This window comes from Alkalihalobacterium alkalinitrilicum, assembly GCF_002019605.1.
Taxonomy (GTDB): Bacteria; Bacillota; Bacilli; order Bacillales; family Bacillaceae_F; genus Alkalihalobacterium; species Alkalihalobacterium alkalinitrilicum.
In genome coordinates this window covers 2,166,818-2,182,147 of the sequence record NZ_KV917368.1, presented here as the reverse complement: position 1 = coordinate 2,182,147, position 15,330 = coordinate 2,166,818, and the positions used below count along the sequence as shown (strand labels likewise).

General features: G+C 37.7%; 15 protein-coding genes and 1 riboswitch. Of the genes, 11 read left to right on the top strand and 4 right to left on the bottom strand.

Annotated features, from left to right (window positions below; translation table 11 throughout):
• From BK574_RS27460 to BK574_RS10115, 4 genes are all read right to left on the bottom strand, one after another.
• Positions 1-491: tyrosine-type recombinase/integrase (locus tag BK574_RS27460; protein WP_158211615.1), on the bottom strand; the 491-nt coding region annotated here is incomplete at its 3' end.
• Positions 484-1,092 carry a tyrosine-type recombinase/integrase gene (locus BK574_RS10125; RefSeq protein ID WP_158211614.1) on the bottom strand — a complete coding sequence of 203 codons (609 nt, stop codon included), beginning with the start codon at positions 1,090-1,092 and terminating at the stop codon, positions 484-486. The genes BK574_RS10125 and BK574_RS27460, both read right to left, overlap by 8 nt.
• Before the next feature lie 2 nt (positions 1,093-1,094).
• A complete protein-coding gene (locus BK574_RS10120) occupies positions 1,095-1,946 on the bottom strand; it encodes a tyrosine-type recombinase/integrase (protein WP_078428517.1) in 852 nt (283 codons plus the stop codon).
• 14 nt (positions 1,947-1,960) lie between these two features.
• Entirely contained in the window at positions 1,961-2,392 is a 432-nt protein-coding gene (locus tag BK574_RS10115) for a site-specific integrase (RefSeq protein ID WP_078428516.1), read from the bottom strand.
• Positions 2,393-2,450: 58 nt separating this feature from the next.
• Between BK574_RS10115 and BK574_RS10110 the strand changes: the two genes are divergently transcribed.
• The 11 genes from BK574_RS10110 (at position 2,451) to BK574_RS10065 (ending at position 15,280) form a co-directional block, all read left to right on the top strand.
• Positions 2,451-3,332: a reverse transcriptase domain-containing protein gene (locus tag BK574_RS10110; protein WP_238457901.1), complete on the top strand. Its 882-nt coding sequence runs from the start codon at positions 2,451-2,453 to the stop codon at positions 3,330-3,332.
• A 262-nt stretch (positions 3,333-3,594) separates the two neighbouring features.
• Entirely contained in the window at positions 3,595-4,512 is a 918-nt protein-coding gene (locus BK574_RS10105) for a D-alanine--D-alanine ligase family protein (RefSeq protein ID WP_075384799.1), read from the top strand.
• A 262-nt stretch (positions 4,513-4,774) separates the two neighbouring features.
• Positions 4,775-6,052 carry a Glu/Leu/Phe/Val family dehydrogenase gene (locus tag BK574_RS10100; protein ID WP_075384798.1) on the top strand — a complete coding sequence of 426 codons (1,278 nt, stop codon included), beginning with the start codon at positions 4,775-4,777 and terminating at the stop codon, positions 6,050-6,052.
• A 396-nt stretch (positions 6,053-6,448) separates the two neighbouring features.
• Entirely contained in the window at positions 6,449-7,675 is a 1,227-nt protein-coding gene (locus tag BK574_RS10095) for a Zn-dependent hydrolase (RefSeq protein WP_078428515.1), read from the top strand.
• Positions 7,676-7,767: 92 nt separating this feature from the next.
• Complete coding sequence (locus tag BK574_RS10090; RefSeq protein ID WP_078428514.1) at positions 7,768-8,760, top strand: YpdA family putative bacillithiol disulfide reductase; 993 nt, start codon at positions 7,768-7,770, stop codon at positions 8,758-8,760.
• A 151-nt stretch (positions 8,761-8,911) separates the two neighbouring features.
• Positions 8,912-9,874, top strand: a complete 963-nt coding sequence (locus BK574_RS10085; RefSeq protein WP_078428513.1) for an asparaginase — start codon at positions 8,912-8,914, stop codon at positions 9,872-9,874.
• Between the two features lie 37 nt (positions 9,875-9,911).
• On the top strand, positions 9,912-10,547 hold the full coding sequence (gene prsW, locus BK574_RS10080) for a glutamic-type intramembrane protease PrsW (RefSeq protein ID WP_075384794.1): 636 nt from the start codon (positions 9,912-9,914) through the stop codon (positions 10,545-10,547).
• A gap of 23 nt (positions 10,548-10,570) precedes the next feature.
• Entirely contained in the window at positions 10,571-10,735 is a 165-nt protein-coding gene (locus BK574_RS27860) for a hypothetical protein (protein WP_169917343.1), read from the top strand.
• A 129-nt stretch (positions 10,736-10,864) separates the two neighbouring features.
• Positions 10,865-10,976, top strand: a riboswitch (SAM riboswitch).
• 139 nt (positions 10,977-11,115) lie between these two features.
• Positions 11,116-12,222, top strand: coding sequence for a methionine biosynthesis PLP-dependent protein (locus BK574_RS10075; protein WP_078428512.1), 1,107 nt, complete (start codon positions 11,116-11,118; stop codon positions 12,220-12,222).
• 14 nt (positions 12,223-12,236) lie between these two features.
• Complete coding sequence (gene metC / locus BK574_RS10070) at positions 12,237-13,400, top strand: cystathionine beta-lyase (protein ID WP_078428511.1); 1,164 nt, start codon at positions 12,237-12,239, stop codon at positions 13,398-13,400.
• Between the two features lie 26 nt (positions 13,401-13,426).
• The gene (locus tag BK574_RS10065) at positions 13,427-15,280 is read left to right on the top strand and encodes a bifunctional homocysteine S-methyltransferase/methylenetetrahydrofolate reductase (RefSeq protein ID WP_078428510.1); all 1,854 of its coding nucleotides are present in this window, start codon (positions 13,427-13,429) and stop codon (positions 15,278-15,280) included.
• Positions 15,281-15,330 lie beyond the last annotated feature (50 nt).

The following is a 15,330-nucleotide window of genomic DNA, read 5'->3' as shown; positions in this document are numbered from 1 at the left end:
TTGACGTCTATCACTTTCAAAGAACAAATTTCACTCACGCGTAAACCGGCAGAATAAATTAATGTAAGAATTGCTCGGTCGCGACGGCCAAGAATTGTTGTGGTATCTGGTTGAGAAAGAATATCCTGCATTTCTTTATTTTCAAGTACGACTGGAAGACGCTCTGGTGTATCTAGTAGTTTCGGCCATTTTTCACGTTGATCTTGTTTTGAATCTAGTAGTTCCATCAGGATGAGAAAGTCAATATAAGCTGAAAGAGTTGCCAACTTTCGACCAACCGCAGCTGAGGCATTTTTTCGCTCAACGCGAAGATAACGAATATAATCCACAACCAATTTAGCTTTAGAGGGATTATCCACGTGTGGATAGTAAATAGTGCAGAAAGTATTCATTACTTTTAGATCAATGGCGTAAGCTTCAGCGGTTTTGGGACGACATCCTCGAACCATTTGTGCATATTCTAGAAACTCTTGAATCGTAGATTCATTCATCATCTTTTTTCTCTCCTGACAAAGGTGGTATATTTTTACGTAATAAACTGACTGCTTTTCTGAGATCTTCAAAATCTGCATGAGCATAGGCACTCGTTTCAGCTAATGTCTTATGCCCTAAAGCTTTTGCAATGATTTCAATCCGGCCTCCACGTTTAATAAGGTGGGCGGTGAAGGTATGACGAATGGTATGTGGGCTTACAGGTTTTTGAATATTGGCGACTTCTGCATAATGGCGAATACGTCTAGTAACGGTCCAAGGCTTTATACGAGTTCCCTTTAAATTAAGTAAGAATGGACCAGATTTCTCCTTCCGGTACAACCCAAGATATTGCTTGAAATCATTTAAAGCAGCTTTTGGAATGGCGATTTGTCTGTCACGGCCTTTGCCTTCACGAATATGGACCCAGCCCTCTTTTATGTCTACGTCTTCGATGTTCAAATTACTTAGTTCTCCCACACGAAGACCAGTAGAATATAGAACAAGAAGCGCCATATAATCAGTAAATCCTTCTAGCTCAGATCGGTCTGGTGCAGATAGTAATCTCATCATTTCATCTTCAGTTAGGTAAGCTTGTTCTTTTGGTTGTTTAGGTACCATTTTTAGTGCCTCCATTGGATTGTCTGTTCCATGGCGTAGGAAATAAAAGACCGAAGGTGAGACAAGTTTTTATCTATGGTACATTGAGAAATCCCAGCTTGTCTACGAGAGCTCAACCAGCGAATAATGTCTTGACCACGTAAAGTTTCTATGCCATTTTCAAGGCAGTTAGGACAACCTACGGAGAATCGAGTTAGACTAAATCGGAATTCTTTAATTGTTCCTTTACTGTATTTTTTCATGCCAATTGCCGTTCTTATAAACTCCTCAATTTGGTTCGCTAACTTCCCAACCAGGGGGGCAGCCTGTGACGTCATCGTATATTTTCGTCGTAAGGAAGTCATTGGTTTTTCACGAAAATTTTTTACTAATTTGAGTTTCGACCGTTTTGGAATTGTTGCTTCATTAATTGGATGAGATTCTAGTGCAGCGGCGATCTCAGGGTTTTGTATCCTTGCATAATGTAATGTAGTTGTAACTTTTTTATGACCGAGCCAATCTTTAATATGTACAATGTTTCCTCCTTGTTGGAATAGGTGGGTGGCGCAAGTATGTCGTAATTGATGAGGTCGCAATGGTTTGATCCACATTTCAGAGTAAGATTTAAAAGTTACGCCAATTAAATTGTTAGTCATCGCTTCTTTTCTCCAAGTAAGAAACAGTGGAGAAGCCATATCAAGATCCTTACGAGTGGCTAGATAAGTTTGAAGTAACTCTAGGACCTCACCAACAAGGGGCACACGCCGGTCTTTACGTCCTTTACCAGCCCGAATACAGAGAACCTGTTCCTCCCAAAGAACATCACAGAGCAGAAGATTAGCCGCTTCTCCCGCTCGTATACCAGTGGCATACATAAGAGCGAATAAGGCTAAATTCCGCTTTCGAATGGGGTCAACTGGCGCCTCCCTAAGAAGGAGTTAACCTGTCTTCTTAACTCTTTAAGACAATCTTGGATTTCTTCTAAAGATGCGACTTCAGGTAGAGCTTGGTGGGTATCTAAATTAGTGTAAGATAAATGGATACTTGGATTTTCAAAGCAGTACTCCTGTTGTTTTAAATAGGTAAAAAAGGAACGAATTTGGCTTACAATAAGGTTTCGGTAACCAAGAGATTTTCCTTCTGTTCGTTCAATACAGTAGTTTTCAAGATCAACAAGTTTAACAGATTGGAAGTTTAGGGAGCGCTCTTCCAGGTGCTTAGTTAGCTTCTTTAATTCCCTTCCGGTGCTCAAAACAACTTTTGGAGTATATCCCTTAATGACAGACTGGTATTCACGATATTCTTGAATGATAGATTCCATAATAATTTCTCCTTTTAATATATTTTACAAGATCCTAAGGTCTTGATGATAATTATTTATGGTTCTATCTTATATCGCTAAAGAAAGATTTTTCGATACAGTTCATCACGATAAACTCATGCGTATTATAGCCAACACAATAGAAGATGGAGACGTCATCTCACTAATTAGGAAATACTTGGTTAGTGGAGTAATGGTAAATGGGAAATATGAAGAAACGCAGGTTGGTACTCCGCAAGGAGGAAACCTCAGTCCATTACTGAGCAATATTATGTTGAATGAACTCGATAAGGAATTAGAAAGTAGAGGATTACGATTCATAAGATACGCTGATGACGCACTCATCTTTGTGAAAAGCGAAAAAGCCGCTGACAGAGTGATGAAATCAATCGTGAGATTTATAGAAGAGAAATTAGGATTGATAGTAAATGCCGAAAAGAGTAAAGTTTCTCGCCCAAAAGAGTTAAAATTCTTGGGATTTGGGTATTATTATGATCCTAATAACAAGAGATATCAAGTGCGGCCTCATCCAATTTCAGTACAGAAATTTCAAAGGAAGCTTCGACAATTGACAAAGCGAAATTGGAGTGTTCCGTTAGACTACCGAATACTGAAACTGAAACAAGTCATATTCGGATGGGTGAATTACTTTAGAATCGCAAATATGAAAACAGCAATGAGTCGAATAGATAAGAAATTACGCTCAAGATTAAGGGTAATCATCTGGAAACAATGGAAGGTAGCGAAAAAACAAATCAAGTCGCTAACTCAATTAGGGATACCTGAAGAAGAAGCGAAAGGATTAACGTTCTGCCGGAAAGGTTATCGGTATATCGGATTATCGAAAGTTGTTCAAAAAGCAATCTCAAACAAAAGACTAAAACAAAGGGGAGTACCCTCTGCTTTAGAACGTTACTTAAAAGTACACACTGTAATATAAATTGAAACGCCGTATACGAGACCCGTATGTACAGTGTTGTGAGAGGGGCGAAAATAGGTTAACTTATTTTCCCTCTACTCGATTTCTATAAGGGCTTTGTGCCAGTTGGGGCATTTGCTTATTGGGGTTAACCATGTGCCTTACGCTTTTCTAGGGTTCGTGTTATTATAGTATAGATTGTGGTAATTAATGTTGTAATGTGGCAACAACTAAATAGGCGAATATAATGAGGATACATATTATTTTAGGAGTGATACTCAATATGAAGATTGGTGTATTATACGGGGGAACATCGGCTGAGCGAGAAGTTTCTTTGTCTTCTGGTAAAGGAATTATTGAAGCTCTTTCTAAAAAGGGGCATGAAGTAGTAGGAATTGATTTTCATCCCCAAAGGATTAAAGAAATTATCGATTTAGATGTCGATATTGTATATATTGGTTTACATGGACGATTTGGTGAAGATGGAAGAATTCAAGCTCTCCTAGAAATGCTAAACATTCCATATGTAGGGTCTGGTGTGTTAGGGTCGGCATTAGCAATGGATAAAGCAAAAGCAAAGACGTTCTTTCATAAAAACGGAATCCGGGTTGCGCAAGAAATGGTCGTCTATAAACATAGCTTTCAAAAAGATGAGTTTAAATGGAATACGACTTTTCCTGCAGTTGTAAAACCGAACCAAGAAGGTTCAACGATTGGTTTAACGATCGCTCAAAATGAGCAAGAGTTAATGGAGGGAATTGAAGAAGCCTTTCGTTTTGATGATACGGTGTTAATTGAAGAATTTATTGATGGAATTGAAGTAACCGTGGCAGTAATGGGGAATAAAGGTGAAGAAAAGGCTTTACCAGTCGTCGAAATCGTTCCAAAAAACAAATATTATGATTATGAAGCAAAATACGCACCAGGAATGAGTGAGCATATTGTTCCCGCACGTGTAGGTGATAATACGATGAACTTGTTGCAAGCGAATGCGGTTTTAGCTCATCAAGTGTTAGGTTGTGATATTTATTCACGAGTAGATTTCATTGTGCCTAGAGATGGAACTGAGCCTGTTATTTTAGAAGTAAACACACTTCCAGGAATGACTCCGACAAGCCTTTATCCTGATGCGGCAAGAGAAATCGGTTTGTCTTATGAAGATATGATTGAAAAACTAGTTCAGTTATCTAAAAATAAATAGATAACGCGTATACAGAAAATAATCGGGATGTATCAAAAACCCCTAAAAATAAAACCTGATGAGGAGTTTTGAAACTTCTCATCAGGTTTTATTTTGGTTCTTGTTATTTCGATCTTACGAGAGACGAAAATAAATACTGATGAACATACCAATTTTTTTGTAACAATGGGTGGAAAAAGTAGACCTTTTTCTTTATAGTTATAGATGGTACGTTTTTTAATATCACACATTTATGTTTGATCATATCTTCGAGGTGAATTTCATGGTAGAGAAGGACATGCAGGAAACTAATAAAGAGAAAGAAAATACAAATGTTTTATTTTCAACACAGAAAATAATCAAAGAGGCATTAGATAAACTCGGCTATGCTGATGAAATGTACGAATTAATGAAAGAGCCCGTTCGGATGTTAACGGTTCGGATACCCGTTCGTATGGATGATGGTTCCACTAAGATTTTCACAGGGTATCGTGCTCAACATAATGATGCTGTGGGCCCAACAAAAGGTGGCGTAAGATTCCACCCAAGTGTCACAGAAACAGAAGTGAAAGCGTTGTCAATCTGGATGAGTCTTAAAGCAGGAATCGTCGATTTACCTTATGGTGGGGGTAAAGGTGGTATTATTTGTGATCCTCGTGATATGTCATTTCGAGAATTAGAACGATTAAGCCGTGGTTATGTTCGTGCCATAAGTCAAATAGTTGGCCCTACGAAAGACATACCAGCACCTGATGTATTTACCAATTCACAAATTATGGCATGGATGCTTGATGAATATAGTCGAATTCGTGAGTTTGATTCTCCTGGCTTTATTACGGGGAAACCAATCGTACTCGGTGGATCGCATGGTCGCGAATCAGCTACAGCTAAAGGTGTAACGATTTGTATCCGAGAAGCTGCTAAGAAAAAAGGAATCGATATCGATGGAGCCCGTGTCGTTATTCAAGGATTTGGAAACGCAGGAAGCTTTTTAGCTAAATTTATGCATGATCAAGGAGCAAAGATTATCGGAATTTCTGATGCTTATGGTGCACTACATGATCCAGATGGATTAGATATCGAATACTTACTCGATCGTCGAGATAGTTTTGGAACAGTCACGAATTTATTTAAAGATACGATTTCAAATAAAGAATTATTAGAGTTAGATTGTGATATCCTCGTTCCAGCTGCTATTGAAAATCAAATTACAGAAGAGAATGCAGCTAATATAAAAGCAAAAATTGTAGTAGAAGCAGCGAATGGTCCAACAACATTAGAAGGAACTCGTATCCTTACAAAAAAGGACGTATTAATTGTCCCTGATGTATTAGCGAGTGCTGGTGGAGTTACGGTTTCCTATTTTGAGTGGGTGCAAAATAATCAAGGGTATTATTGGACAGAAGAAGAAGTGGAAGCTAAATTAGAAAAAGTAATGGTACAAGCGTTTAATAATATATATAACTTATCGAGTGGTAGAAAAGTGAATATGCGCTTAGCAGCGTATATGGTCGGTGTTCGTAAAATGGCGGAAGCTTCAAGGTTTAGAGGTTGGGTATAATTTTAATAAGTTAATTATGACCATTAATAGTACTGCATTATGCAGTACTATTTTTTCATCGTTCATACAAATTTACTTCGTATCGACTAAGAATAGAAAAATCTAGCAAATCTCAATTGAGTTGAAGAAAATAGTATATATAAATTTTACGACTGGTATAATTTGCGCAGAGTTTATTTTACATTATGTCCATTGTTTATATGGTTTCAAATAAATTATAATTTTAATTATCAGAATAATAATAAAATACAGTCAAATTCTCAATGCTTCTTTGGAATTTATTCGGGAGATATGATAGTTAAGTGGTTAGACGAGTAGAGAGATTACAATAAGTATAAGTAGTATCGTCATTCGTTCCGAAAAGAAAATTTAATAAAATGAGGAGTGAACATGACTATGGAAAAACAACAATTATTAATTAATGGTGAAAGGTTAAAACAAACAGTTGAAGAATTTGCAGATTTTGGACGCACGAAAAATAATGGGGTCACACGTCTAGCCTTGTCAGAGGAAGATCGCTTAGCACGAGACTATTTTTGTTCTTGCTGTATCGAGTTAGGGATGTCTGTAAAGGTCGATGATATGGGCAATATTTATGCGAGATTAGATGGAGTTGAAACAGATAAACCGCCTATTGTAATCGGGTCGCATTTAGATACAGTAAAAAAAGGTGGGAGGTTTGATGGAGTTTTAGGTGTATTGGCGGGGTTAGAGGTTGCTCGTACCTTAGTAGATCATAATATAAAACCTCGTGTTCCATTAACGATTATGAATATAACAAATGAAGAAGGAGCAAGGTTTGAACCTTCTATGATGGCGTCTGGTGTATTGTCAGGTAAATTTGATAAATCGACGATGCTTGAAACGAAAGATGTAGATGGTGTTACTTTTGAAGAGGCACTACAGTCGATTGGTTATGCAGGAAGTGAGGACGAGCGAATTAAAGAAGCTACAGCATTTTTAGAACTGCATGTTGAACAAGGTCCTGTTCTGGAGCGAGAGTCGTTACCAGTAGCTGTCGTTGAAAGTGTTCTTGGTATGGTTTGTTACGAAATAGAAGTAACTGGCGAGTCCGACCATGCGGGAACGACTCCAATGGATATGAGAAAGGATGCACTTTTTGCAACCACGAATATCATTACTGAAGCTAGACAGAAGTTAGGGGCCCTTGCACAAGATTTAGTATTTACGATGGGAAGAATGAATGTTTATCCAAATATTCATACGGTGATTCCGAATAAAGTTGTATTTACACTTGAAGCACGACATAAGGATCCAGTCATTATTAAGAAAGTAGAAGACATTATTCAAGGGTTAACAGAAATACGAAACAATGAAGGTTGTGAAATTACAGCGAAAAAACTTTGGGATCGATCAACAGTGTTTTTCGATGAAAACCTTTGTAATAAGGTAGAACAAGCGGCTAAATCTCTCGGTTATCCATATAAAAGAATGGATAGTGGTGCAGGTCATGATGCCCAGTTTTTCGCTAGTTATATTCCAAGTGTAATGATCTTTGCGAGAAGTATAAATGGAAAGAGTCACTGTGAAGAAGAATTAACAACGTGGGAAGATTGTGAAAAAAGTGTTAATCTAATGCTTGAAATGGTCCTGTCCTTGTAGAAAGTTAAAATAGAACAACCACTATAAACCCTTGCATCAAAATGATGCAAGGGTTTATAGTGATTAGAGACGAAACAAGAGGTGGAAATAAAATGGTGAAAGAAGAAGTTATTATTGTTGGTGGAGGGCCTTGTGGATTAGCTGCAGCGATTGCGCTAATGGACCAAGGGTTTAATCCTTTAGTCATTGAAAAAGATAATATAGTCAGTTCTATTTATCGGTATCCGACACATCAAACTTTTTTTAGTACGAGTGAAAAACTAGAAATCGGTGGCGTTCCATTTGTTACAGTAGAGCGTAAACCGAATCGAAATCAAGCTCTCAGCTATTATAGAGAAGTTGTCAAACGTAAAGGAATTCGCGTTAATGATTACGAACAAGTCACTCGTGTGGAAAAAAGAAGGGATGGAACCTTCACTGTAAGTACGTGTACGAATCGTGAAACAGTTAAAGAATATACTAGTAAGTATGTCGTTATTGCGACTGGCTATTATGATCATCCAAATTTAATGGGGGTAAAGGGTGAAGAACAAGAACATGTTTTTCATTACTTTAAAGAAGCTCATCCCTATTTTAATAAAAATGTCGTTGTCATCGGAGGGAAAAACTCAGCTGTTGATGCAGCGCTTGAATTAGAGCGAGTTGGTGCAAGAGTGACGGTATTGTATCGTGGACATGAATTTTCAAAGAGTGTGAAGCCTTGGATCTTACCTGAATTTGTTTCTTTAATGAATCAAGAGCAAATTCAAATGGTTTTTAACGCTAAAGTGACTGAAATTAGGAAAACTACAGTAGTATATGAAGTGGATGGTACTGTAAGAGAAGTAAAAGCGCAGTTTGTTTTTGCTATGACAGGCTATCATCCTGATCACTCGTTCTTAAGTCAAATGGGAGTAGGAAGTGAGCCTGATACGGGGCGTCCATTGTATGCTGAGGAAACAATGGAGACGAATGTGCAAGGTATTTTTATTGCAGGAGTTATTGCGGCAGGTAATAATGCGAATGAGATATTTATAGAAAATGGGCGTTTTCACGGTGATTTAATTGCAGCAGAAATTAGCAAGAGAAATCATAGGAGTTCGTAGTCATTTACCTAGATAGAAACTTGACTCAGTGGAGGCAACAGGTTGTTACTATTGCTAATATCTCACTAAGTTTTTCAAAAACTGAAATTGTAGACTTAGCACTAGTAAGACTTTACAAAAAGAATATTAAATATGAAGGTGATGAATACATATGAGAAAGGTTGCTTTAATTACAACAGGAGGAACGATCGCCTCAAAAAAAATTGCTAGTGGTTTATTATCATCAGGAGAGTTAACAGGTGAAGAATTAGCTTCCCTTTGTCGTTTGCCATCTGATATCCAAATAGAAGTACATAGTTTGTTTCAGCTTCCTAGTATGCATATTGATTTTGATAGGATGCTCGAATTAAAAAAGAAAATTGACAAAGTATTCGAAGATGAAACCGTCAGTGGGATCGTGGTCACACATGGAACGGATTCACTTGAAGAGACGGCATATTTTTTAGATTTAGCCGTTACAGATGAAAGAAAGATTGTTGTTACGGGGTCACAGCGGTCACCAGACGATATCGGAACCGATGTGTATTCGAACTTACGAAATTCTATTTATGTCGCTGTTAATGAAAGTTTGGATAATGTTGGTACAGTGGTTGTATTTAATGACCGGATATGGTCTGCTAAATATGTTAAAAAAGTACATGCATCAAATATGCAAGGTTTTGAATCATTTGGTTATGGTTATTTAGGTATTATCGATAATGATGTGGTAAGTGTGTATCAAAAACCATTGCATAGAGATTGTTATCAAATTGATTCCTTCCTACCACAAGTTGAAATTATTAAATGTTATGCAGGAGCAGATGGAAAGTTTATTCGGTGTGCGGTGAGAGAAGGAACAAAAGGTATTGTCTTAGAAGGGGTAGGAAGAGGACAAGTATCACCTCATATGGTAGATGATATAACGAATGCAATAAAAGCTGGCGTCAAAGTCGTAGTAACGACAAGTTCTGAGGAAGGACAGGTACACACTTCGTATGATTATCGTGGAAGTGCTTATGATTTAAAATTAAGAGGCGCGAGTTTAGGTAAGGATTATGACTCGAAAAAGGCAAGAATAAAGCTTGCAGTTTTAATGTCAGCTGGTGGGGACATAGAAGAAGGTTTTAAAATATAGAGACTAAATCGTAGTTAAAGAGAGGATTGGAAAAACGTTGTTTTCGCTTATAACCGCAACTACTGGTCCTGCTATGGCTTTATTTTGCTATTTTTATTTAAAAAATGATGTAAGTTCTCAAGCGTTACTCATGATTATTAAAACATTTATCATTGGTGCGCTGTTGGTTTTTCCAGTCATGGTCATCCAATATGCGTTTGAAGTTGAAGGTGTGTTTACGACTCATTTTATGGTAGCTTTCTTTGAATATGCTTTTACAGAAGAGTTTTTCAAGTGGTTTTTGCTTTTTTTCTTTGCGTATAAGCATGCGACCTTTAACAAAACATATGATGGTATTATTTATGGGGTTTCTCTATCTTTAGGGTTTGCATCTGTTGAGAATTTTTTTTATTTACTAGCGAACGGGTTGCAAACGGCGTGGTTGAGAGCGTTATTTCCAGTAAGTAGCCATGCTTTGTTCGGGGTAATTATGGGGTATTATTTAGGAAAAGCAAAGTTTTCAAAACAACACCAGACTTGGTTTATTATACTTTCTTTATTCTTACCAATTTTACTTCATGGGAGCTATGATTTAATATTACTAACAATGGATAAATATATTCATATAATGATGCTTCTTTTTATGATTGGGCTTTGGACATTCAGTATACACAAAGTGAAAATGGCAAATTAGAAAAAGGGTTAGGAGTGGTATGCATGACTGAAAGCGTAAGGTATCGAATCGTAATTCGTTGTCCAAAATGTGGTGAAAAGTTTATTCTACGGGGTAGACAAGGAAAAGACGGCAACTATGAGACGGGCTTTATTCGTTGTGTTTGTGGGAATGAGGACGACTTACAAATAGATGCTACTCCAGAATAACGCCTATAGATTTTTAAGAATTGTTGATGCTTTAAAGGATTAAAATAAGTAAATCTAATAAAATCTATTGCTTTTTTCGTGCAATTCATGTAATTTAGAATCAAGCGAAAATTGAAAAATTAAATAATTTTCTTATCAAGAGAGATGGAGGGAATGGCCCTATGAAGTCTCAGCAACCAGCTGAATTTATTTTCGGTCAGGTGCTAATTCCAGCAAGCAATTATGGCTTGAAAGATAAGAAGGAGCGTAGTTCATTGAAAATGATTTCTTAGCCTTCTTCTTATTTATAAGAGGAAGGCTTTTTGCACTTTTAGAAGGGTAAACTTCTCTAAAGAATAAAGTTTAAGAAAAAACAGCGATAAGAGTGGAGGAGAAGCATAATGAATAAAGAGCAACTAGAAACGAAACTAGTACAAATTGGAAACCGTTTAGACGAACATACAGGAACGATTAATACCCCTGTTTATTTTTCCACCGCGTATCGCCATTCAGGGATCGGTGAATCTACTGGTTTTGATTATTCAAGAACGGGAAACCCAACTAGGTTAGTTTTAGAAAATGCGATTGCTGAATTAGAAGCAGGTGATCGAGGCTTTGCCTGTAGTTCAGGAATGTCTGCTATTCAAACTTTATTTTCCTTATTTAAGCAAGGCGATGAGATATTAGCATCGAGTGACTTATATGGTGGTACTTATCGACTATTTGAAAATGGATGGAAAAACTGGGGATTATCATTTTCATACGGGGATCCAAGAGATATAGAAACATTTGAACAACAAATAAATGAAAATACGAAAGCGTTGTTTATAGAAAGCCCGACCAATCCACTAATGCAAGAAGCCGATTTAAAGCAGTTAGGTCATTTAGCAAGAAAGCATAATTTACTGTTCATTGTTGATAACACTTTCTATACGCCTTTAATACAACAACCACTCAAAGAAGGAGCAGATATCGTTATACACAGTGCTTCAAAATACTTAGGAGGGCACAACGATGTCATTGCAGGTTTAATTGTTGGAAAAGGTGAAGAACTTTGCGAGCGAATTGGGTATTTCCACAATGGTATGGGAGGAATATTAAGTCCGTTTGATTCGTGGTTACTTATAAGAGGTATGAAGACGTTAACACTACGGATGGAACAACATCAAAAGAACGCAAGAGAAGTGGCGGCCTATCTTAAAGAACACCCTTCAGTGACAGATGTTCTCTATCCTGGACGTGGCGGGATGCTTTCTTTCCGCATTAAGGAAGCTAACTGGGTAAATCCATTTTTACAGCAGTTAAAATTAATTTCATTTGCAGAAAGTTTAGGTGGCGTTGAAAGCTTAATGACATATCCAACAACGCAAACCCACGCGGATATGCCAGAAGAGGTGCGTTTCGCAAATGGTGTATGTGACCGCTTATTACGTTTTTCAGTAGGTATCGAAAATAGTCAGGATCTGATTGCGGATTTAGATCAAGCATTTAATCATGTAAGTCTATAGGAGGATATATAAAAATGAGTGAACAATTTTCTTTGCAAACGCGCTTACTTCATAATAATCAAAAAGTAGATAAAGAAACGGGAGCGGTAAGTGTTCCAATCCAACATGCTTCAACCTTTCATCAATTTGACTTTGATCAGTTCGGAACCTTTGATTATGGACGTTCAGGAAATCCAACTCGTGCAGCACTAGAGGAAACAATTGCTGAATTAGAAGGCGGCGTGAGGGGGTTTGCATTCGCATCAGGTATGGCGGCGATTTCAACAGCTTTTATGCTTCTTTCAAAAGGAGACCATGTGGTCGTTACGACAGATGTGTATGGGGGTACGTTCCGTTTTGTAACTCAAGTGTTAAACCGTCTGGGTATTGAATATACGTTTGTTGATATGACGAATAATGAGGAAATAGAAGCGAGTATTCAAGAAAATACAAAAGTGATTTACGTTGAAACCCCATCAAATCCGACGATGAAAATCACAGATTTAAGAGAAGTGGTAGCTTTAGCAAAGAAATACGGTTGCTTAACGTTTGTTGACAATACTTTCATGACACCAGCATTACAACGTCCGATTGAACTTGGCGTAGATGTTGTCCTTCATAGTGCGACAAAGTTTATTGGAGGCCATAGTGATGTCATTGCGGGACTTGCTGTTGTTAAAGACGAAGAAGTAGGTGATCAATTAGCATTCTTGCAAAACTCATTCGGTTCGGTGTTAGGGGTGCAAGATTGTTGGCTCGTATTACGAGGTCTTAAGACATTACATGTTCGTATGGAGCATTCGTCAAAGGCTGCAAATGAATTAGCCCTTTGGCTAAAAGAACAACCTGCTGTTGAACGAGTCTATTACCCAGGATTAAAAGATCATTTAGGATATAATATTCAAAAAGACCAAGCAGAAGGTTTTGGAGCTGTATTATCCTTTGAGTTAAAAGATAAAGAGGCAGTAAGACAGTTTGTCGCTCAAGTCGAAGTGCCTGTTTTTGCAGTTAGCCTTGGTGCAGTAGAATCGATCTTATCTTACCCAGCAACGATGTCCCATGCGGCAATGCCAAGTGCAGAACGAGAACAAAGGGGAATTAGCGATGGACTGTTACGATTATCGGTCGGACTAGAAAATGTCGAGGATATTAAAAGAGACTTTTTGAATGCTTTTGAAAGCTTGGCGATCACGAATTAACTTATAAATAAAAGGATGGGGAAGATATGGATTTTCTTGATGCGCTAAAAGAACGGATATTAATAGGAGATGGGGCGATAGGAACCCTTCTCTATTCAAAAGGAATTACGGAAAGTTGCTTTGAACATTTAAACATAACGGCTGAAGATAAAGTGTACGAAGTCCATGAGGAGTATCTTCAAGCAGGAGCAAACGTCATTCAAACAAATACGTATGCTGCGAACTCAATCAAACTAGCAAACTATGGGTTAGAACAAAAGGTAACAGAGCTGAACGTAAAAGGTGTTGAAATTGCGAAAAAGGCTGTTCGTAACCTTGAAGCTTATGTACTTGCAACCGTTGGAGGAATTTCGGGCCTACAAACGAAAAATGTTACTCAAGAAGAAATAATGAGCAGTTTTGATAAACAATTAGATGCATTGTTAAGTGCAAATCCTGATGGATTATTATTTGAGACGTTTTATAGTTTAGATGAGTTAAAAAGTGTTATTAAGATAGCGAGAGCTAAGACAGATAAACCAATTGTCGCTCAAGTGGCACTTGGGGATATTGGTGTTTTATATGGAGGGACTCCTGTCAGTGAGGCACTTAAAACACTCATCGATACAGGTGCTAATATCGTTGGGCTCAATTGTCGAATGGGACCTTATCATATGATACGATCGTTAGAAGATGTACCGCTATACGATAATGCGTTCTTATCTTGTTATCCGAATGCTAGTTTGCCAGATTATGAAGATGGAAGGTTTTATTATCAGTCTAATCCGAACTACTTTGGAGAAAATGCTTTGCGCTTTCGTGAACAAGGGGTTCGCTTACTCGGTGGGTGTTGCGGGACGACTCCCGAACACATTCGAACGATGGCAAAAGCTCTAAAAGAGTACCCACCGATTACGGAAAAAGATATTAAGAAAAAGCAGCTTGTTATTCAAGTAAGCAAAGATCGTAAAGATAAGGAAATACCGATTGATGAAATTGCCAAGAAGAGAACAGCTATTATAGTGGAACTAGACCCTCCTAAACAGTTACACGTCAATAAGTTTCTTGATGGAGCCAAAGCTTTGCATGAGGCTGGTGTAGATGCAGTCACTCTAGCAGACAATTCACTAGCTTCACCTAGAGTTGATAATATGGCATTAGGAGCACTTATGCATTCACAAGTAGGAGTCAGGCCTTTAGTTCACTTGACTTGTCGAGATCGAAATTTAATCGGTCTACAATCTCATTTAATGGGTCTGCATACACTAGGAATGAATCAGGTGTTAGCGATTACGGGAGATCCAACAAAAGTCGGAGATTTTCCTGGAGCTTCATCCGTCTATGATCTAACATCATTTGACTTAATCTCTTTAATTAAGCAACTCAATGATGGCGTTTCTTTTTCAGGGAAATCACTTGGACAACAAGCGAACTTCACAGTAGGTGCAGCATTTAATCCGAATGTACGCTCATTAGAAAAAGCGGTGATCCGAATGGAGAAAAAGATAACAGCTGGTGCGGATTATTTTATGACACAGCCTGTTTATTCTGAACAGCAAATTGTTGATGTGTATGAAGCGACTAGACATATAAAGAAACCAATTTATATTGGGATCATGCCATTAACGAGTTCGAGAAATGCGGAATTCCTTCATAATGAAGTACCAGGTATTAAATTGACAGAGGATATCCGCAAGAGAATGGCGGCTTGTGGTGAGGATAAAGCAAGAGCAGAAATTGAAGGGTTAAAAATTGCGACGTCTCTTATCGATAAGGCTATTAAATATTTTAATGGAATATATTTAATTACTCCTTTCCTTCGTTATGAAATGACAGTAACTTTAACACAATATATACACGAGCAGGTGAAGAGAACTAACTCACTGCAAAATCAAGTATAATGAAAAAAATCTTTGAGAGTACTCCTGACGCTAGAAAGGAACGATTTTTT